The organism is Dyella sp. RRB7, assembly GCF_022761115.1.
Taxonomy (GTDB): domain Bacteria; phylum Pseudomonadota; class Gammaproteobacteria; order Xanthomonadales; family Rhodanobacteraceae; genus Dyella.
Genome location: NZ_JAKWJS010000001.1, coordinates 204,192 through 224,724, shown reverse-complemented (window position 1 = coordinate 224,724; position 20,533 = coordinate 204,192). Strand labels below are relative to the sequence as shown.

Annotated in this window: 15 protein-coding genes and 4 tRNA genes; 16 read left to right on the top strand and 3 right to left on the bottom strand. The window is 64.5% G+C overall.

Annotated elements, in window-relative coordinates:
• Positions 1-51: 51 nt before the first annotated feature.
• From MJ606_RS01090 to MJ606_RS01080, 3 genes are all read right to left on the bottom strand, one after another.
• A complete protein-coding gene (locus MJ606_RS01090) occupies positions 52-444 on the bottom strand; it encodes an STAS domain-containing protein (RefSeq protein WP_243047532.1) in 393 nt (130 codons plus the stop codon).
• A complete protein-coding gene (locus MJ606_RS01085) occupies positions 428-2,758 on the bottom strand; it encodes a SpoIIE family protein phosphatase (RefSeq protein ID WP_243047530.1) in 2,331 nt (776 codons plus the stop codon). Before MJ606_RS01085 ends, MJ606_RS01090 begins: the two co-directional genes overlap by 17 nt.
• A 269-nt stretch (positions 2,759-3,027) precedes the next feature.
• On the bottom strand, positions 3,028-3,489 hold the full coding sequence (locus MJ606_RS01080) for a MarR family winged helix-turn-helix transcriptional regulator (RefSeq protein ID WP_243047528.1): 462 nt from the start codon (positions 3,487-3,489) through the stop codon (positions 3,028-3,030).
• A gap of 146 nt (positions 3,490-3,635) precedes the next feature.
• On the opposite strand from MJ606_RS01080, the gene MJ606_RS01075 reads away from it, so the two are divergent.
• The 16 genes from MJ606_RS01075 to rpoC all read left to right on the top strand — a co-directional run bounded on the left by MJ606_RS01075 (position 3,636) and on the right by rpoC (position 20,509).
• Positions 3,636-5,162: a DHA2 family efflux MFS transporter permease subunit gene (locus MJ606_RS01075; protein WP_243047526.1), complete on the top strand. Its 1,527-nt coding sequence runs from the start codon at positions 3,636-3,638 to the stop codon at positions 5,160-5,162.
• A gap of 41 nt (positions 5,163-5,203) precedes the next feature.
• Positions 5,204-5,740 (top strand): GNAT family N-acetyltransferase, encoded by a 537-nt coding sequence (locus MJ606_RS01070; RefSeq protein ID WP_243047524.1) that lies wholly within the window; start codon positions 5,204-5,206, stop codon positions 5,738-5,740.
• A gap of 33 nt (positions 5,741-5,773) precedes the next feature.
• Complete coding sequence (locus MJ606_RS01065) at positions 5,774-6,262, top strand: acyl-CoA thioesterase (protein ID WP_243047522.1); 489 nt, start codon at positions 5,774-5,776, stop codon at positions 6,260-6,262.
• Between the two features lie 94 nt (positions 6,263-6,356).
• A tRNA-Tyr gene (locus MJ606_RS01060) sits at positions 6,357-6,442 on the top strand.
• 30 nt (positions 6,443-6,472) lie between these two features.
• A tRNA-Gly gene (locus MJ606_RS01055) sits at positions 6,473-6,546 on the top strand.
• Between the two features lie 24 nt (positions 6,547-6,570).
• A tRNA-Thr gene (locus MJ606_RS01050) sits at positions 6,571-6,646 on the top strand.
• Positions 6,647-6,712: 66 nt separating this feature from the next.
• A complete protein-coding gene (tuf, locus tag MJ606_RS01045; RefSeq protein ID WP_243047506.1) occupies positions 6,713-7,903 on the top strand; it encodes an elongation factor Tu in 1,191 nt (396 codons plus the stop codon).
• A 133-nt stretch (positions 7,904-8,036) separates the two neighbouring features.
• Positions 8,037-8,112 (top strand) — tRNA-Trp (locus MJ606_RS01040).
• Between the two features lie 82 nt (positions 8,113-8,194).
• Complete coding sequence (secE, locus tag MJ606_RS01035; RefSeq protein ID WP_243047520.1) at positions 8,195-8,590, top strand: preprotein translocase subunit SecE; 396 nt, start codon at positions 8,195-8,197, stop codon at positions 8,588-8,590.
• A gap of 9 nt (positions 8,591-8,599) precedes the next feature.
• Positions 8,600-9,160 carry a transcription termination/antitermination protein NusG gene (gene nusG, locus MJ606_RS01030; protein WP_243047519.1) on the top strand — a complete coding sequence of 187 codons (561 nt, stop codon included), beginning with the start codon at positions 8,600-8,602 and terminating at the stop codon, positions 9,158-9,160.
• A 195-nt stretch (positions 9,161-9,355) separates the two neighbouring features.
• Positions 9,356-9,784: a 50S ribosomal protein L11 gene (gene rplK / locus MJ606_RS01025; protein WP_243047515.1), complete on the top strand. Its 429-nt coding sequence runs from the start codon at positions 9,356-9,358 to the stop codon at positions 9,782-9,784.
• A gap of 3 nt (positions 9,785-9,787) precedes the next feature.
• Positions 9,788-10,495 (top strand): 50S ribosomal protein L1, encoded by a 708-nt coding sequence (gene rplA, locus MJ606_RS01020; protein WP_243047514.1) that lies wholly within the window; start codon positions 9,788-9,790, stop codon positions 10,493-10,495.
• A 343-nt stretch (positions 10,496-10,838) separates the two neighbouring features.
• Entirely contained in the window at positions 10,839-11,372 is a 534-nt protein-coding gene (gene rplJ / locus MJ606_RS01015) for a 50S ribosomal protein L10 (RefSeq protein WP_243047513.1), read from the top strand.
• A 46-nt stretch (positions 11,373-11,418) separates the two neighbouring features.
• Positions 11,419-11,790: a 50S ribosomal protein L7/L12 gene (rplL, locus tag MJ606_RS01010; protein ID WP_131413565.1), complete on the top strand. Its 372-nt coding sequence runs from the start codon at positions 11,419-11,421 to the stop codon at positions 11,788-11,790.
• A 321-nt stretch (positions 11,791-12,111) separates the two neighbouring features.
• The gene (gene rpoB, locus MJ606_RS01005; RefSeq protein ID WP_243047511.1) at positions 12,112-16,269 is read left to right on the top strand and encodes a DNA-directed RNA polymerase subunit beta; all 4,158 of its coding nucleotides are present in this window, start codon (positions 12,112-12,114) and stop codon (positions 16,267-16,269) included.
• A gap of 25 nt (positions 16,270-16,294) precedes the next feature.
• Positions 16,295-20,509 (top strand): DNA-directed RNA polymerase subunit beta', encoded by a 4,215-nt coding sequence (rpoC, locus tag MJ606_RS01000; protein WP_243047509.1) that lies wholly within the window; start codon positions 16,295-16,297, stop codon positions 20,507-20,509.
• Positions 20,510-20,533 lie beyond the last annotated feature (24 nt).

The window sequence follows — 20,533 nt, the reverse complement described above, 5'->3', positions numbered from 1 at the left end:
CCGGATCGTGGCAAGCGGACGCCCTGCGCGGCTCCGCTTGCCGATCCGGATTCAGTCCTCGCCTTCGGCGCCGTCCACGATGCGACGCTGGATGCGGTCGAGATAGTCGTCCAGCTCGCGGGTGCTGGCGAAGACTTCATTCACCGGCACCGCCTTGACGATGTCGAATACCTTGTGCACCTGGGGCTGCGGATTCACCAGCAGGGTCCGTCCGCCGTGGCCGCGCATGTGCTTGCGGATCTTGGCGATGCTGCGCAGGCCGGCGCTGCTGATGTACTCGAGCGCGGAAAGGTCCAGCACCATGGTGCCCGCGTCCGCCATCCGGGACAGCAGCGGCTGTATCGCGTCGTCGAATTCGCCGAAGGTGAGCGCATCGAGCCGGCCATGGAGTTGCACGGTGGTGCGTTCGGGCAGTGCGCTTTCGATGCTAAGGCTGAACGTCATGCTCGGGCTCCGTGCGCGTGGGATGGATGAAGCGTAGCTGCAGATGGTTACCGTGTTCGTCGTGGCTGTAGCTGAGGTCGTTGGCCATGGCGCGCACCAGGTGAATGCCGAAGCCGCCGATGTCCTCCTGGTCGGCCAGGTCGCCGGTCAATACAGGAGGCGGGGCCTGCAGCGGATCGAACGGCTGGCCGTCGTGGTGCAGCTCGATGAGGATCGCCCCGTCGGTCAGCTGCATGCGCAGGTCGATGGTGCCGCCGGCCGTGGCGGTGCGGCCGTGCTGCACCATGTTCACCAGCAATTCCTCCAGCACCAGTCGAACGTCCTCGCGCACGGTGGGCAGCACGCCGTTCTCGAGCAATGAGGCTTCGCATCGGTCGAGCGCCTCGAAGACGTCGTTCATGGTGGCGGTGGCGGTCAGGTCCAGCATGGGTCCCTCCACGTCGTGGCTGGCATGATGCCAGTGCAGTGCGAGCACGGTGATGTCGTCGGTCTGGCCGGCGCCGGCGGCGAAATCGTCCACGTCGGCAAGCAGCCGCCCGGCCAGTTCGGCGGCGCCGTGGGGCGCCGGCTGCGCCAGGCACGCGAGCATGCGCTGCTGGCCGTACATCCGCTGGGCGAGGTCGCCCGCTTCGGTGATGCCGTCGGTGTACATCAGCAGGGTTTCGTCGGGCCGCAGGCGCAGGACGTGGGCCGGGTATGTGGCGTCTTCATCCAGGCCCAGCGCCGTGCCGGTGTCGAGTTCGAGCAGGCGCGGCGCGGCCGTGGGGGCGCACAGCACCGGCGGTTCGTGGCCGGCGCTGGCCAGCAGCAGTTCGCCGGTATGCGTATCGAGCATGCCGCACAGCAGGGTGACGAACATGCAGCTGTCGTTGTGGCGGCACAGTTCGCGGTTGAGCAGGGCCAGCAATTGCTGCGGGGAACGCGCGCGCGACGCCAGCGCCTTGGCCAGGGTGATCGTGCGCGCCATGAACAGGGCGGCCGGGATGCCCTTGTCGGACACGTCGCCCACCATCACGCAGAAGCGCCGGTCGCCGAGCATGAAATAGCCGTACAGGTCGCCGCCGACGGCGCGCGCCGGGCGCAGCAGCGCGTGCAGTTCGAAATTCTCGCAGCGCGCGTCCTGGTAATGCTCGCCGGGCAGCAGGGCCGTCTGGATCTGGTGGGCGATTTCCAGCTCGCTGCTGAGGCGCTGTTGTTCGCGCGTCGTGCGGGTGAGCTCGGCGAGGTGCTCTGCCAGTTCGGTGCGCATGCGATCGAATGCCTGCGTCAGCCGGCCGATCTCGTCGGGGCGGCGGGCCGGAGGCAATTCGAAGCTCAGGGCGCCGCGGGCCACTTCCTCCGCCCGCGCGGTCAGCGTGGCGAGCGGGTTCATCGTGCGCCGCACGATCACCAGGGTGAGTACGGTGAGGGCCAGCAGGGCCAGCAGCCCCAGCACCAGCCCGTCGAGAAAGGCGTGGCGCACGTCGGCGTAGATCATGTCTTCCGGAATCGCCAGGCCGAACTGCCAGTGCGTGCCGTCGATGGGTACGGCGTAGATCCGCACGGGTTGCGGATACTGGTCGTCCTCCAGGCGCAGCGACGCGGCCTGATGGCGGGCCAGTGCCTGCAGCAGGGCCGGCACGCCAGGTTGGTCGACCAGCGAAGGATTGTCGTGGGCGAGGTAGCGGCCGTCCCCGTCCAGCAGGAACGCATAGGCGCCGACCGGTTTGTTGAGGGACTGCAGCACGCTGCCGAGCCAGTCGAGCGTGACATCGGCATTGACCAGGCCGATGGCATGTCCGCCCTGCATGATCGCCACCGAGTAGTTGACCAGCCGGCGATGGCGCGATTGCGAGTAGAACGGCTGCTGCCAGCAGCCGTCGACGCAGGCGAGGCCGTCCTGGAACCAGGGTTTGTCCCAGTACGGGCTGGGGTCTTTGCGCATGTCGCGAACGCTCAGGCTGCCGTTGTCTTCCCGGCGCACGAACGGCGAATTGGGTGCGTCCTGGGCGCCGCCGGCGGCAGGTACGAAGACGGCCGCCAGGCCGGCCAGGTCGGCATTGCGGGATATCGCGCTGCTCAGCATGTCCTGGGCCTCGCGCGGGCGCGGGCCGATCACGGCGGCGAGGATTCTGGTGGTGTCGGCCACCCGCGCCAGGCGGTGCCCGATGCGGTTGCCGGCATCCTGGGCCAGGGCGGAGGCTTCACCCTCGGCATGGCGAAGGATCTGCTCGCGCACACGCTGGAAAAGCAGCAGGCCGGCCACGACAAGCACCAGCGTCGAGCCTGCGAGGACCCATAAGGATAGGCGCGAAGCGATGCTGCGCAGAATCATGTCGAGCCCCTGTGGACGACTCAATCTAGCCATGCGGTCGATGGCCCTGCAAGCATCCGTGCGGTGACAGCCGCACGCGGCGCAATGGCGTGATGATCGTCCGGGTTACAACCTTGCACGATGTCCCTTCAGCAGGACAACGAATAGGAAGCGCCCAGATCTCCAACTGGGACTCCATTTCGTCTCCAGCGGTGGCCTCAAGTGGCGGTGCACCGGTGTCGGAATACGGGCCATCGTAGCGATGCGTGGTCGACACCCGCGCACATGACTCAACGATTGCCGGTGCGCTCGCGTTCGGTGTGGCGGCGCGCCTGTTCCTCGAAGGCCTGCAGCACCCGGGTGGCCGTTTCCAGGTCTTGGGCGGGGATGTCCTTGAGTACTTCGGCACGCAGTTTCCTGAGCGCCAGCTCCATCGCGGCGGCGAGTCGCTGTCCTTCGGGCAGCAGGTAGATCGCGCGTTGCCGGCGGTTGGCCGGCACCACGCGTCGTTCCAGCAATTGCGCTTTTTCGGCCTGGTCCAGGGTGCGCACCAGGGCGGCCGGGTGCACGCCGATCCGCTCAGCCAGCACCTGCTGGGAGACGCCGTCGCCCATCCGCGATACGAGCAGTACCGGGGTGGCCAGTGTGACCGACAGCCCGGTATCGGCCAGGACGATGCCGGCCGCCTGTTGCCAGGCCTGGCGGGCGGGCTGCAGGGCGACGGTGAAGGCGTAGTGCAGATCGTGTGGCATCGACGGGCGTCTCTGACTGGGTGCGAGCAGTTAACCTTCGCACGTCAATCATTGGAATGCATATAGTTTATTTGACAATAATATACATGACATAAATAATGCGCGGCCATGAGGCCCGCTCGTGGGCCTGCTGGCGCCGCGCTTCCATGACTACCCCGTTTCGCCCACCCAATATGGTCCTGGCGACCATCGGCCTGTCGCTGGCCACCTTCATGCAGGTGCTGGACACGACGATCGCCAACGTATCCCTGCCTACCATCGCCGGCAATCTCGGCGTCAGCAGCGACCAGAGCACCTGGGTGATCACCTCGTTCGCGGTCAGCCAGGCGATCTCCCTGCCATTGACCGGCTTCCTCAGCCGGCGCGTGGGCGAGGTGCGCTTGTTCGTGTGGTGCACGCTGTTGTTCGTGCTGGCCTCGTTCCTGTGTGGCGTTTCGCAGAGCATGGGCATGCTGATCGCGTTCCGCGCCATCCAGGGTGCGGTGGCGGGGCCGATGTATCCGATCACGCAGAGCCTGATGATCGGTATCTACCCGGCGCAAAAGCGCGGCATGGCGCTGTCGCTCCTGTCGATGGTGGCGGTGGTGGCGCCGATCACCGGGCCGATCCTGGGCGGCTGGATCACCGACAATTATTCGTGGCCGTGGATTTTCTTCATCAATGTGCCGGTGGGCATCTTCGCCAGCATGGTGGTGGCCCAGCAGATGAAGGGGCGCATCGACGTGATCGAGCGGCCGCGCTTCGATTACGTGGGTTTGATCACCCTGATCATCGGGGTGGGGGCGCTGCAGATCATGCTCGACAAGGGCAATGACGAGGACTGGTTCCACTCCAGCTTCATCATCGTCACCACTATCGTTTCGGCCATCAGCCTGGCCGTCTTCCTGATCTGGGAGTTGACCGATGCGCAGCCCATCGTGGACCTGCGCCTGCTGCGGCATCGCAATTTCAAATTCGGCACGCTGGCGCTGGTGCTGTCGTACTCGGCGTATTTCGCCATCAACCTGCTGCTGCCGCAGTGGTTGCAGCGCAACCTGGGCTACACCGCCACCTGGGCTGGCTTCGCCGCGGCGCCCATCGGTGTCGCGCCGGTGCTGTTGACCTTCCTGGTCGGGCGTTACGCGATGCGTTTCGACCTGCGCGTGCTGGCCTCCATTGCGTTCGTGGTGATGGGGGCGACGTGTTTTCTGCGCTCGAACTTCTATCTCGAGATCGACTTCTTCCACGTCGCGATGATGCAGGCGCTGATGGGGGTGGGCGTGGCGCTGTTCTTCATGCCGGTCACCGTGGTGCTGTTGTCGGACCTGGATCGCAACGAGATCGCCTCGGGCTCGGGACTGGCCACCTTCCTGCGCACGCTGGGTGGCAGCTTCTCCGCCTCGCTCACCACCTTCCTGTGGGATCGTCGCGCCGTGCTGCATCACGCGCAGCTGGCCGAGCACGTCACCGTCTACAACCACGACGCGATGGCCGCGGTGAATCAGCTCGGCGGCGGCGACGCCTTGATGGGGGAGGGCATCGTCAACGGCATGATCACCCAGCAGAGCTACCAGATTGCCTTCAACGAGCTGTTCCATGCGCTGGGTTGGATCTTCCTGGGCTTGATCGTGTTCGTCTGGCTCACGCGGCCGCCGTTTTCCGCCAAGTCCGACGCTGGCGCCGGCGCACATTGAGCCGCCTTGTGGCGTTTGCGGGCCCATGTTGAGATGTCGTCATGGGTCAATTGCACTTTCGACTGGCGCACGTCGATGATGCGGCGGCCATAGCCTTGCTGGCCCGGCGTGTCGTGCGTCGCTGGATCGTCGCCGAGCAACCGCCGGAGGGCGTGCGGGCACTCGAGGAGACGCTGAGTACACCGGCCATCCGAGAGCGGCTCCGGGCCGGCCAGCGCATCCATCTGGCCTTCGTCGACGGCGTGCTGGCAGGCCTTGCGGCGGTGCGTGACGACAGCCATGTGTCCCAGTTCCTGGTAGGCACCCGCTATCAAGGGCAGGGCATTGGACGAAGGCTGTGGAGCCGGGTGCGCCGCGACTGCATGCGTCGCGCCGGCACGCAGGTGTTCACGCTCAATGCGTCCCGGGGCGCCATGCCGTTCTATCAGCGCCTGGGCTTCGTGCGGGACGACGATCCGCAGCGCAAGCCGGGCAAGGTGGTCGCCACGCCCATGATCTATTGGGTAGATGGCTGCCCCTGGAGTCGTGTGTCCCATGATTCGCGTCACCCATGTGCGACTGCGCGACGCGGCGCATAATGGCGGTTTTCCGCACCTCGGAGTCTCCGATCCATGCCCGGCAAGCAGCACGAAGTGAACTTCCGTTTCCTGGCCCAGCCGACCGACGTCAATTTCGGTGGCAAGGTCCATGGCGGCATGGTGATGAAGTGGATCGACCAGGCGGGCTATGCCTGCGCGGTGGCATGGAGCGGCGCCTACTGCGTGACGGCGGCGGTCAGCGGCATCCAGTTCGTGGCGCCCATCCTGATCGGCGACCTGGTCACCGTGCGCGCCCGCGTGATCCACACCGGGCGGTCGAGCATGCACCTGGCGGTGGACGTGCTGGCGCGCGACCTGCGCAAGGACGAGCATCACCTGGCCACCAGCTGCGTGATGGTGTTCGTGGCGCTGGATGCGCCTGACGGCAAGCCCACGCCGGTGCCGGCCTGGGAGCCGCGCGACGACAATGAGCGACAACTGCAGTTGCAGGCCATGAAGCTGATGGAGCTGTCCAAGGAGATGGAGCAGCTGGTCGACGTGCGCGCGGCGCAGAGCATCTAGCCGGCGGCGAAAAAATTATCGCGAAAACCCCGAAATTTTCCGCGTCGGGTGTTGACAGCCAAGGGCTCGATCCACACAATAGCCGTTCTTTGTTGGAGGGATACCCAAGCGGCCAACGGGGGCAGACTGTAAATCTGCTGGCTTACGCCTTCGGTGGTTCGAATCCACCTCCCTCCACCAGACGATTTCCGCAAAGGCTGATTCAACCAGGCGGGAGTAGTTCAATGGTAGAACCTCAGCCTTCCAAGCTGATGGTGCGGGTTCGATTCCCGTCTCCCGCTCCATTGAAGTCGTCTCAGGTGTTTCGTGCTCATGTAGCTCAGTCGGTAGAGCACTTCCTTGGTAAGGAAGAGGTCGCTGGTTCGATTCCAGTCATGAGCACCATCTCACCGCGGTCCGCGGGTATCAGCTTCCACTTTCATCATTTGACTCCATCGGGGTTTTAGGCGTATGGCAAAGGGTAAATTCGAACGCACCAAGCCGCACGTCAACGTCGGCACGATTGGTCACGTGGACCACGGCAAGACGACGCTGACGGCCGCGCTGACGAAGGTCGGCGCCGAGCGATTCGGTGGCGAGTTCAAGGCATATGACGCGATCGACGCGGCGCCGGAAGAAAAGGCGCGCGGCATCACGATCTCGACCGCCCACGTCGAATACGAATCGCCGACCCGTCACTACGCCCACGTGGACTGCCCGGGCCATGCCGACTACGTGAAGAACATGATCACGGGTGCCGCGCAGATGGACGGCGCGATCCTGGTGTGCTCGGCCGCTGACGGCCCGATGCCGCAGACGCGTGAGCACATCCTGCTGTCGCGCCAGGTGGGCGTGCCGTACATCGTCGTGTTCCTGAACAAGGCCGACATGGTGGACGACGCCGAACTGCTCGAGCTGGTCGAGATGGAAGTGCGCGAACTGCTCTCCAAGTACGACTTCCCGGGCGACGACACCCCGATCATCAAGGGTTCGGCGCTGAAGGCGCTGGAAGGCGACCAGAGCGAGATCGGCGTGCCGGCCATCGTGGCCCTGGTGGACGCGCTGGACAGCTACATCCCCGAGCCGGTGCGTGCGATCGACAAGCCGTTCCTGATGCCGGTGGAAGACGTGTTCTCGATCTCCGGCCGCGGCACCGTGGTGACCGGTCGTATCGAGCGCGGCGTGATCAAGGTCGGTGACGAAATCGAAGTGGTCGGCATCCGTCCGACCCAGAAGACCACCGTCACGGGCGTGGAAATGTTCCGCAAGCTGCTGGACCAGGGCCAGGCAGGCGACAACGCCGGTCTGCTGCTGCGCGGTCTCAAGCGCGACGACGTGGAGCGTGGCCAGGTGCTGGCCAAGCCGGGCACGATCACCCCGCACACCGACTTCGAAGCCGAAGTGTACGTGCTGTCGAAGGACGAGGGTGGCCGTCATACCCCGTTCTTCAAGGGCTACCGCCCGCAGTTCTACTTCCGCACCACCGACGTGACCGGTGCGGTGACGCTGCCGGAAGGCGTGGAAATGGTGATGCCGGGCGACAACGTGAAGATGGTGGTCAGCCTGATCCACCCGATCGCGATGGACGAAGGCCTGCGTTTCGCCATCCGCGAAGGCGGCCGCACCGTCGGCGCCGGCGTGGTGGCCAAGGTCATCAAGTAAGCTGTAGACTGGGAAGTCGCCCGCATTGCGGGCTGCAAGGAACCGGGGCGGGGTAGTCAAGACTCTCCACCCGGGTTGGCGCCAAGGGCGCCTCCTTGCGGCGGCAAGGCGAGCGGCTTCACTATTTCCGAATACGCCAGTAGCTCAATTGGCAGAGCAGCGGTCTCCAAAACCGCAGGTTGGGGGTTCGAGTCCCTCCTGGCGTGCCATCTTCCCGAGGATCGACGACGGATGGTGGGTGGCATACGGGCCGTAATCCGGTCGTTGCCCTCTCTCATCCGACCACTGCGCATGAATACGAAGGCAGAACAGACCAAGGGCGTCAATGTCGCCGATATCGGCAAGCTGGTACTGGCTGGGCTAGTGCTGGCTGCTGGCATTTTTGCCTACTCGTGGTTCGGCAGCGACGGCTCCATCCCGCAGTCCGTCCTCCTGCTTGGCGTGGTGGCGGCGCTGGTGGTGGCTTTGGCCATCGGTGCCTTTACCGCCCCGGGCCGCCGTGTGCGCGCCTTCCTCGGCGAGTCGCAGTTTGAGTTGCGCAAGGTGGTCTGGCCCACCCGCGACGAGACGCTAAAGACCACCGGCATCATTATTGTTGTGGTGATTGTGCTTTCGCTGCTGTTGGGCCTGATCGACCTGATCCTGAAGTCGGTCGTGCTCGACTGGCTGCTCAAGCTGGGTACATGAGGTGATGGCATGAGCAAGCGTTGGTATGTGGTGCACGCCTATTCGGGCTTCGAAAACCAGGTGAAGCGTTCGCTCGATGAGCGTATCCGCCGCGCCGGCATGGAAGAGAAGTTCGGCGAGGTGTTGGTGCCGACCGAAGAGGTCATCGAGATGCGCAGCGGCCAGAAGCGCCGCAGCGAGCGCAAGTTCTTCCCGGGCTACGTTCTCGTGCAGATCGAGACGGACACCGAGGGCAAGGCGCCGCGCATCGACGACGAGTGCTGGCATCTGGTCAAGGAAACCCCGAAGGTCATGGGTTTCATCGGTGGCACGGCGGATCGCCCGCTGCCGATTCGCGACAGCGAGGCCGACGCCATTCTCAGTCGCGTCCGCGAGGGCGTCGAGAAGCCCCGCCCGAAGGTGCTGTTCGAGCCGGGCGAGATGGTTCGCGTCACCGACGGCCCGTTCAACGACTTCAACGGCGTGGTCGAGGAAGTCAACTACGAAAAGAGCCGCCTGCGCGTTGCGGTGCTCATTTTCGGTCGCTCGACCCCGGTCGAGCTGGAGTTCGGCCAGGTCGAGAAAGCCTGATCGACCCGATTGGGCAGCCCCAGGCATGGGGCTTGCTTAAAACTTGATCAGTCTCTAAACTACGCGGTTCACGCCGGAGCCTTTTGGTTCGGCGTGCCCGTGTTTCCGGGGTCCGCAGGACGGCGGGCCTTCCTCTATCCAGGGACGAAGTACTGCGAGGAGCCGCAAGGCGCTTGAACTCGCGAGGAAAAACCAATGGCAAAGAAAGTAACTGGTTACATCAAGCTGCAGGTCAAGGCCGGTCAGGCCAACCCGTCGCCGCCGGTGGGTCCTGCCCTCGGTCAGCGCGGCCTGAACATCATGGAATTCTGCAAGGCGTTCAATGCCGCCACGCAGAAGCTGGAGCCGGGTCTGCCGATTCCGGTCATCATCACGGCCTATTCCGACCGTAGCTTCACCTTTATCACCAAGACCCCGCCGGCCTCGATCCTGATCAAGAAGGCCACCGGCGTCGCCAAGGGCTCGTCCAAGCCGAACACCGACAAGGTCGGCAAGATCACTCGCAAGCAGCTGGAAGACATTGCGAAGCAGAAGGAGCCGGATCTCACGGCTGCTGATCTGGACGCTGCCGTGCGCACCATCGCTGGTAGCGCGCGCAGCATGGGCTTGGTGGTGGAGGGTTAAGACATGGCAAAGCTCACGAAGCGTTTGAAGGCGGCCCAGGCCGCAGTGCAGCCGGGCAAGCTCTATGGCCTGGAAGAAGCCCTGAACATCGTCAAGAACAACGCCAAGGCGAAGTTCGCCGAGTCCGTGGACGTCGCCGTCCGCCTCGGCATCGACGCGAAGAAGTCCGACCAGGGCGTGCGCGGCTCCTCGCTGCTGCCGCACGGCACCGGCAAGACCGTCAAGGTCGCCGTGTTCGTGCCGGCCGGTGAGAAGGCCGAGGCTGCCAAGGCCGCCGGTGCCGACGCCGTCGGCATGGACGACCTGGCCGAGCGCATGCAGGCCGGCGAGCTCGACTTCGGTCGCGTCATCGCCACGCCGGACGCGATGCGCGTGGTCGGTAAGCTCGGCCAGCTGCTCGGCCCCCGCGGCCTGATGCCGAACCCGAAGGACGGCTCGGTCACCGCCGACGTCGCCACCGCCGTCAAGAACGCCAAGGCCGGCCAGGTCAAGTTCCGCAACGACAAGGCAGGCATCATCCACGCCACCATCGGCAAGGCCAGCTTCGACGCTGCCCAGCTGGCCGACAACCTGAACACCCTGGTTGCCGACCTGCTGAAGGCCAAGCCGGCCACGGCCAAGGGTCAGTACCTGCAGAAGGTTGCCCTGTCCAGCACCATGGGCGTGGGCGTGCCGGTCGATACCTCGTCGCTGACGATCTCGGCCAAGTAAGAATCAAGTCCCGCACGGCCTCGTGCCGTGCGGGCACGTTTTTGAGGGCAGCCCCGGCTAAAAGCCGGAGCCGCCGTCAAAGACCGCAGGCGCGATCAGCGCGCGACGACGACGAGCAGGGAGCTCGTGTTGGCATGGAATCGCCGTCGCCGTTAGCGGGGTCGCTTAATCGGGTTCCCCGCGGACCTGGCCTGCGTAGATGGTGCTGCCCCTTCTGGAATTGTTTTACCTGTTCTGGAAAGGCCACCACCCGGGACACCCCGTGTCCCCGACGTCACGGATGGCGTCGCTCAGGACCGCAAGCGGCAGGAGCCGTAAGCGGAGTTCATAAGAGGAGTGAAAAATGGCTCTGAATCTCTCGCAGAAGCAAGAAGTAGTCGCCGAGCTGGCAGAAGTCGCTGCGAAGGCACACTCCTTGGTCGCAGCCGAGTATGCGGGCACCACGGTCGAACAGATGACCGCGATGCGCAAGAAGGCCCGTGAATCGGGTGTGTTCCTGAAAGTTGTCAAGAACACGCTCGCTTCGCGCGCCGTGGTGGGTACCGAGTTCGAGGTCGTCAAGGACGCCCTGACCGGTCCGCTGCTGTACGCATTCTCGACCGAGGAGCCCGGCGCTGCCGGTCGCCTGATCAAGGAATTCGCCAAGGGCAACGACAAGCTGAAGGCGCGCATCGTCTCGGTGGAAGGCAAGTTGCTGCCGGCTGAGCACGTCGAAGTGCTGGCATCGCTGCCGACCCGCGAACAGGCCCTGTCCATGCTGGCCCGTGTGCTGGCCGAGCCGGCCGCCATGTTCGCCCGCGTCGTCAAGGCCGTGGCCGACAAGCAGGGTGGTGGCGAAGTCGCCGCCGAAGCCCCGGCTGAAGTCGAGCCCGCCTAAGTTCGCCGTCTACTTACATCGAATCAATTTCCAGAGGTAAATGAAAATGTCCCTGACCAACGAACAGATCGTTGAAGCCGTCGCCGCCAAGTCGCTGATGGAAGTGATGGACCTGGTGAAGGCCATCGAAGAGAAGTTTGGCGTGACCGCCGCCGCCCCGGTGATGGTTGCCGCTGGCCCGGCCGCCGCCGGCCCGGCTGCTGAAGAGCAGACCGAGTTCGACGTGATCCTGAAGAGCGCCGGCGACAAGAAGGTCGACGTGATCAAGGCCGTCCGCGCCATCACGGGCCTGGGCCTGAAGGAAGCGAAGGACCTGACCGAAGCCGGTGGCGTCGTGAAGGAAGCCGCTTCGAAGGAAGACGCTGCGAAGTTCAAGAAGGACCTCGAAGCTGCAGGCGCCACGGTCGAACTGAAGTAATCGGCGCTCTTGCGCGCCGTCAGTTTGATCCAGCGTCAAGCAAGCCTGGGGACGTAAGTCCCCGGGCTTTGCCTGTTACAGGAACTTGGCGTGGGAGCACGCGGCCTGTAACGACCAAGTGTCATTTTCAAGGTTCGTGTTTTACGCGGCGGGAAGACAGCACTGAAAGGCCTGCGGAACATCGCCGACCTTTGATTTATGCCTTTTTGACGCATCGACGGGTGGGACAGCACACCTTGCCCGTCGACGGCAGACACAGCTTTCACAATTCAGCCGGTGTGTGCACCACCGGCGTCACTGCGAACCGAGGCGGTACCCACCATGACCTACTCGTTTACCGAGAAGAAGCGCATCCGCAAGGATTTCGGCAAGCGTCCACCTGTATTGGGCGTGCCGAACCTGCTGACCATCCAGACCGATTCCTATCGCGAGTTTCTGCAGGAGCATGTCGCTCCCAAGCAGCGCGACGACAAGGGTCTCCACGCCGCGCTGAAGTCGGTGTTCCCGATTGCCAGCTATTCGGGCAATGCCGCGCTTGAGTATGTCGACTATCGCCTGGGCGAGCCCGCCTTTGACGAACGCGAATGCCGCAACCGTGGCATGACCTTCGGCGCGCCGCTGCGCGTGACCGTGCGCCTGGTCATTTATGACAAGGACAGCCCGGCCTCCAAGAAGGCCGTCAAGTACGTGAAGGAGCAGGAAGTCTACATGGGCGAAATTCCGCTCATGACCGACACCGGCACCTTCATCATCAACGGCACCGAGCGCGTCATCGTCTCGCAGCTGCATCGTTCGCCGGGCGTGTTCTTCGACCACGACCGCGGCAAGACGCACAGCTCGGGCAAGCTGCTGTTCTCGGCCCGCGTCATTCCTTACCGCGGCTCGTGGCTCGACTTCGAGTTCGACCCGAAGGACGCGCTGTTCACCCGTATCGACCGTCGCCGCAAGCTGCCGGTGACGGTGCTGCTGCGCGCGCTCGGCTACAACAACGTCGAGATGCTGGAGACCTTCTTCGAGCACAACGTGTTCCACCTGGGCAAGAAGGGTGGCACCACGCTGGAGCTGGTCGCCGAGCGCCTGCGCGGCGAAACGCTGAGCTTCGACCTGACCATCGGTGACAAGGTGCTGGTGGAAGCCGGCAAGCGCATCACCGCGCGTCACGTGCGCCAGCTGGCCGCCGAGAACATCACCGCGCTGGAAGTGCCGGACGACTACCCGGTCGGCCGCATCCTGGCCACCGACATCGTCGACAGCAAGACCGGCGAACTGCTGGCCTCGGCCAACGACGAGATCACCGCCGAGCAGCTGGAGAACTTCCGCAAGGCGGGCATCGAGGTGGTGCCGACGCTGTACGTGAACGATCTCGATCGCGGCGCGTACATCTCGCACACCCTGCGCATCGACAACACCAAGACGCAGCTCGAAGCGCTGGTGGAAATCTATCGCATGATGCGCCCGGGCGAGCCGCCGACCAAGGACGCCGCGCAGAACCTGTTCTACAACCTGTTCTTCACCTTCGACCGCTACGACCTGTCGGCCGTGGGCCGCATGAAGTTCAACCGCCGCGTCGGTCGCCAGGAGATCGTCGGTCCGGGCGTGCTGTACGACTACAAGTACTTCGCCGAGCGCAAGGAAGAAGAGGCGCAGGCGCTGGTCAAGTCGCAGGGCGTCACCTCGGACATCCTCGACGTGCTCAAGGTGCTCATCGACATCAAGAACGGTCATGGCACCGTCGATGACATCGACCACCTGGGCAACCGTCGCGTGCGTTCGGTCGGCGAAATGGCCGAGAACACCTTCCGCATCGGCCTGGTGCGCGTCGAGCGCGCCGTGCGCGAGCGCCTGAGCCTGGCCGAGTCCGAGGGTCTGACCCCGCAGGAGCTGATCAACGCCAAGCCGGTCGCGGCGGCGGTGAAGGAGTTCTTCGGCTCCTCGCAGCTCAGCCAGTTCATGGACCAGAACAACCCGCTGTCGGAAGTGACGCACAAGCGCCGCGTTTCGGCCCTGGGGCCAGGCGGCCTGACCCGCGAGCGCGCCGGCTTCGAAGTGCGCGACGTGCATCCGACCCATTACGGCCGCGTCTGCACCATCGAAACGCCGGAAGGCCCGAACATCGGCCTGATCAACTCGCTGGCCGTGTACGCCCGCACCAACACGTATGGCTTCCTCGAGACGCCGTACCGCAAGGTCGTGGGCGGCAAGGTCACCGATACGGTGGACTACCTCTCGGCCATCGAAGAAGGCGACCACGTCATTGCGCAGGCGAACTCGCCGCTCAAGGACGGTGCCTTCGTCGAAGACTTCGTGTCCTGCCGCTTCCGCGGCGAGTCCGAACTGCGTCCGGCAGCCGAAGTCGACTACATGGACGTCTCGCCGATGCAGACCGTGTCGGTCGCCGCCGCGCTGGTGCCGTTCCTGGAGCACGATGACGCGAACCGCGCACTGATGGGCGCGAACATGCAGCGCCAGGCCGTGCCGACCTTGCGTTCGCAGACCCCGCTGGTGGGTACCGGCATCGAGCGCGCCGTGGCGCGCGACTCGGGCGTCATCGTCACCGCCAAGCGCGGCGGCGTGATCGACCAGGTCGACGCCGGCCGTATCGTGGTGCGCGTGAACGAGGAAGAGGTCGGCGACAACGACGCCGGCGTCGATATCTACACGCTGACCAAGTACACCCGTTCCAACCAGAACACCAACCTCAACCAGCGCCCGCTGGTGAACGTGGGTGACATCGTGGCGAAGGGCGACACGCTGGCCGACGGTTCGTCGACCGACTTGGGCGAGCTCGCGCTCGGCCAGAACATGCTGATCGCCTTCATGCCGTGGAACGGCTACAACTTCGAAGACTCGATCCTGCTCTCCGAGCGCGTCGTGCAGGAAGACCGCTACACCTCGATCCACATCGAGGAGCTGTCGTGCATCGCGCGTGACACCAAGCTGGGCGCCGAGGAAATCACCGCCGACATCCCGAACGTGGGTGAGCAGGCGCTGGCTCGCCTCGACGAATCCGGCATCGTGTACATCGGCGCGGAAGTGAAGGCCGGCGACATCATGGTCGGCAAGGTCACGCCCAAGGGCGAAAGCCAGCTGACCCCGGAAGAGAAGCTGCTGCGCGCGATCTTCGGCGAGAAGGCTTCGGACGTGAAGGACAGCTCGCTGCGCGTGCCGCCGGGCATGGACGGCACCGTCATCGACGTGCAGGTGTTCACCCGCGACGGCATCGAGAAGGACAAGCGCGCCAAGCAGATCGAGGAAATGGAAATCAAGCGTATCCGCAAGGACCTTGATGACCAGTTCCGCATCCTCGAAGGCGCCATCTACAACCGCATGCGCACCCAGCTCGTCGGCAAGTCCGCGATGAGCGGCCCGGGCGGGCTCAAGCGCGGCGCCGAAATCACCGACGCCTACCTGGACGGCCTGAAGAAGGACGACTGGTTCAAGATCAACGTCAAGGAAGAGGACGTCACCGAGTTCCTCGAGCGCGCGGCCGACCAGATCAAGCGCCACAAGGAAGAGTTCGACAAGCGCTTCAAGGAGAAGCAGGGCAAGATCACCCAGGGCGACGACCTCGCGCCGGGCGTGCTCAAGATGGTCAAGGTGTTCCTGGCCGTGAAGCGCCGCATCCAGCCGGGCGACAAGATGGCCGGTCGCCACGGCAACAAGGGTGTGGTGTCGAACGTGGTGCCGGTGGAGGACATGCCGTTCTCCGCCGACGGTACCCCGGTGGACATCGTGCTGAACCCGCTGGGCGTGCCTTCGCGTATGAACATCGGTCAGATTCTGGAAGTGCATCTAGGCTGGGCCGCCAAGGGCCTGGGCAAGAAGATCCAGAAGATGATCGAGGCGCAGGCCAAGGTCACGCAGATCCGCGAGTTCCTCGACCAGATCTACAACCATCACGTGGCCGGTGCCGTGCAGCACGTCGACCTGAAGTCGCTGACCGATGAGGAAATCATCGCGCTGGCGAACAACCTGCAGGAAGGCGTGCCGATGGCCACCCCGGTGTTCGACGGTGCCGAGGAAACCGAGATCAAGGCGATGCTCAGGCTTGCCGATCTGCCGGAGTCCGGCCAGACCACGCTGTTCGACGGTCGCACCGGCGAGGCATTCGATCGCCCGGTGACGGTCGGTTACATGCACTACCTGAAGCTGAACCACCTGGTCGACGACAAGATGCACGCGCGTTCGACCGGTCCGTACTCGCTCGTCACCCAGCAGCCGCTGGGCGGCAAGGCGCAGTTCGGTGGTCAGCGCTTCGGCGAAATGGAAGTCTGGGCGCTGGAAGCCTACGGCGCGGCCTACACCCTGCAGGAAATGCTGACGGTGAAGTCCGACGACGTGCAGGGCCGCAACCAGATGTACAAGAACATCGTCGACGGTAACCACGAAATGGCGGCGGGCATGCCGGAATCCTTCAACGTGTTGGTGAAGGAAATCCGCTCGCTCGGTATCGACATCGACCTCGAAGAGGTCAAGTGATCGTCGCGGTCACGGGAGATTACGCATGAAAGACTTGCTCAATCTGTTCAATCAGCAGCGCACCGCGCCTGACTTCGACGCGATCAAGATCGCCCTGGCATCGCCGGAGCTGATCCGCTCGTGGTCGTATGGCGAGGTGAAGAAGCCTGAGACGATCAACTACCGCACCTTCAAGCCCGAGCGTGACGGCCTGTTCTGCGCCGCCATCTTCGGTCCGGTGAAGGACTACGAGTGCCTGTGCGGCAAGTACAAGCGCATGAAGCACCGTGGCGTGGTCTGCGAGAAGTGCGGCACGGAAGTGACGCTGGCCAAGGTGCGTCGCGAGCGCATGGGCCATATCGAGCTGGCGTCGCCCACCGCGCACATCTGGTTCCTCAAGTCGCTGCCCTCGCGCATCGGCCTGATGCTGGACATGACGCTGCGCGACATCGAGCGCATCCTGTACTTCGAAGCCTTCGTGGTGATCGATCCGGGCCTGACCGCGCTCGAGCGCGGCCAGCTGCTCAGCGAAGACCAGTACCTCGAAGCGGTTGAGGAGCACGGCGACGAGTTCGACGCCCGCATGGGTGCCGAGGCCGTCTACGAGCTGCTGAAGTCGCTCGACCTGCCGGGCGAAGTGATTCGCCTCAAGGAAGAGATCGCTTCGACCAACTCCGAGACCAAGCTCAAGCGCCTCACCAAGCGCGTCAAGCTGATCGAGGCGTTCCTGGAGTCGGGCAACCGTCCGGAATGGATGGTGCTGACCGTGCTGCCGGTGCTGCCGCCGGACCTGCGTCCGCTGGTGCCGCTGGACGGTGGCCGTTTCGCCACCTCCGACCTCAATGACCTGTATCGCCGCGTCATCAACCGCAACAACCGCCTGCGTCGCCTGCTCGAACTCAATGCGCCCGACATCATCGTGCGCAACGAGAAGCGCATGCTGCAGGAATCGGTCGATGCGCTGCTCGACAACGGCCGTCGCGGCCGTGCCATCACCGGCACGAACAAGCGCGCGCTGAAGTCGCTGGCCGACATGATCAAGGGCAAGCAGGGCCGCTTCCGCCAGAACCTGCTCGGCAAGCGCGTGGACTACTCCGGTCGTTCGGTGATCGTGGTCGGCCCGACCCTGCGCCTGCACCAGTGCGGCCTGCCCAAGAAGATGGCGCTTGAGCTGTTCAAGCCCTTCATCTTCGCCAAGCTGCAGGCCCGCGGCGAAGCCACCACCATCAAGGCGGCCAAGAAGCTGGTCGAGCGCGAAGAAGGCCAGGTGTGGGACATCCTCGAAGAGGTGATCCGCGAGCATCCCGTGATGCTCAACCGCGCGCCGACGCTGCATCGTCTGGGCATCCAGGCGTTCGAGCCGAAGCTGATCGAAGGCAAGGCCATCCAGCTGCATCCGCTGGTCTGTACGGCATTCAACGCCGACTTCGACGGTGACCAGATGGCCGTGCACGTGCCGCTGTCGATCGAGGCGCAGCTCGAAGCGCGCGCCCTGATGATGGCGACCAACAACATCCTGTCGCCCGCCAACGGCGAGCCGATCATCGTGCCGACCCAGGACGTGGTGCTGGGCCTGTACTACATGACCCGCGAGCTGGTGAACGCCAAGGGCAACGGCATGGTGTTCTCGGGCATCGGCGAAGTGCGCCGCGCCTATGACAACCGCGCCGTGCAGCTGCATGCCAAGGTCAAGGTGCGCATCAAGCAGGTGAACGTGGCCGAGGATGGCACGCGCACCACCGAAACCCTGCTGGTGGATACCACCGTGGGTCGCGCGCTGCTGCTCGAAATCATGCCGGAAGGCCTGCCGTTCTCGCTGGCCAACACCGAGCTGACCAAGAAGAACATCTCGCGCCTGATCAACCAGTGCTACCGCCGCCTGGGTCTGAAGGACACCGTGGTGTTCGCGGATCACCTGATGTACACCGGCTTCCGCTTCGCTACCCGCGCCGGCATCTCCATCGGCATCGATGACATGATCATCCCCGCCGAGAAGAAGCCGATCCTGGAAGAGGCCGAGAAGGAAGTGGTCGAGATCCAGGAGCAGTACCAGTCGGGCCTGGTCACCGCCGGCGAGCGCTACAACAAGGTGGTCGACATCTGGTCGCGCACCAACGAGCTCGTGGCCAAGGCGATGATCGACGGTATCGGTACCGAGAAGGTCACCGATGCCGAGGGCAAGACGGTCAACCAGAAGTCCATGAACTCGCTGTACATCATGGCCGACTCGGGCGCCCGTGGTTCGGTGGCGCAGATTCGCCAGCTGGCCGGCATGCGCGGCCTGATGGCTCGCCCGGACGGCTCGATCATCGAGACGCCCATCAAGGCGAACTTCCGCGAAGGCCTGAACGTGCTGCAGTACTTCAACTCCACCCACGGTGCCCGTAAGGGCCTGGCGGATACGGCGTTGAAGACGGCGAACTCCGGTTACCTCACCCGTCGTCTCGTCGACGTGGCGCAGGACGTGGTGATCACCTCGTCCGATTGCGGTACCGAGGACGGCGTGATCATGCAGCCGATCGTCGAAGGCGGTGACGTGGTCGAGCCGTTGCGCGAGCGCGTGCTGGGCCGCGTGGCGGTCGAGGACGTCTACGGCCCTGGCGATGACGACCAGCCGATCGTGACGCGCGACACCCTGCTGGACGAAGCCCTGGTCGAGAAGCTCGACAAGGCCGGCGTGCAGTCGATCAAAGTGCGTTCGCCGATCACCTGCGCCGCCAGCCATGGCGTGTGCGCCCTGTGCTATGGCCGCGATCTGGCCCGTGGCCACCTTGTCAACATGGGCGAGGCCGTGGGTGTGGTCGCCGCGCAGTCGATCGGTGAGCCGGGTACCCAGCTGACCATGCGTACGTTCCACATCGGTGGTGCGGCTTCGCGTGCGGCTGCCGTGGACAACGTGACGGTGAAGACCACCGGCACGCTGAAGTTCAACAACCTGAAGACCGTGCAGCACAACCAGGGTCACCTGGTGGCGGTGTCGCGTTCGGGCGAAGTCAGCGTCATCGACGCCAACGGCCGCGAGCGCGAGCGCTACAAGGTGCCTTACGGCGCCACCATCGCGGTCAAGGACGGCGATCCGGTCAAGGCCGGCCAGGCCGTGGCCAACTGGGATCCGCATACCCACCCGATCGTGTCGGAAGTGGCCGGTACCGTGCGCTTCATCGACTTCATCGATGGCATCACCGTGCAGAGCCAGACCGATGAACTGACCGGCCTGGAGTCGGCGGTGGTGACCGATCCGAAGCGCCGTGGTACGGCCGCCAAGGATCTGCGCCCGATCGTGCGCCTGGAAGATGCCAAGGGTCGCGAGCTGAAGCTGCCGGGCACCGACGTGCCGGCGCAGTACATGCTCCCGGCCGGCGCCATCGTGTCGATCCAGAACGGCGTGCAGGTGGGCGTGGGTGACGTGGTCGCCCGTATCCCGCAGGAAACCTCCAAGACCCGCGACATCACCGGCGGTCTGCCGCGCGTGGCGGACTTGTTCGAAGCCCGCAAGCCGAAGGAACCGGCGATCCTCGCCGAGCGTTCGGGTGTGATCAGCTTCGGCAAGGACACCAAGGGCAAGCAGCGCCTGATCATCAAGGACGTGGACGGCAACGAGCACGAGGAGCTGATTCCCAAGTGGCGTCAGGTCATCGTGTTCGAAGGCGAGCACGTGGAGAAGGGCGAAACCGTGGTGGATGGCGAGCCCAGTCCGCACGACATCCTGCGCCTGCTGGGTGTCGAGCCGCTGGCCGCCTACCTGGTCAAGGAAATCCAGGACGTCTACCGTCTGCAGGGCGTGAAGATCAACGACAAGCACATCGAAGCGATCATTCGCCAGATGCTGCGCAAGGTCGAGATCACCGATCCGGGCGACAGCCACTACCTGCGCGGCGAGCAGGTCGAGCGTGTCCGCATCAATGCGGAAAACGAGCGCGCCATCAGCCGCGGTGAGCGTCCGGCCGAGTACCAGTCGGTGTTGCTGGGCATCACCAAGGCCTCGCTGGCCACGGAATCCTTCATTTCGGCCGCCTCCTTCCAGGAGACGACCCGAGTGTTGACGGAAGCCGCGGTGCGTGGCACGCGTGACACCTTGCGCGGCCTGAAGGAAAATGTTATTGTCGGCCGTCTAATTCCGGCGGGAACGGGTCTGGCGTACCACGCGCAGCGTCATCGCCAGGGCGGTCTTACTGCCTCGGAGCTCGAAACGCTTTCCGGCTCCGCTTCGTCGGCCTCCTTCGCGGAAGCCACCACCGGTAGCGACATTGGTGTGGAGTAAGCCCCTCGCGGGCTCTACTCGCTG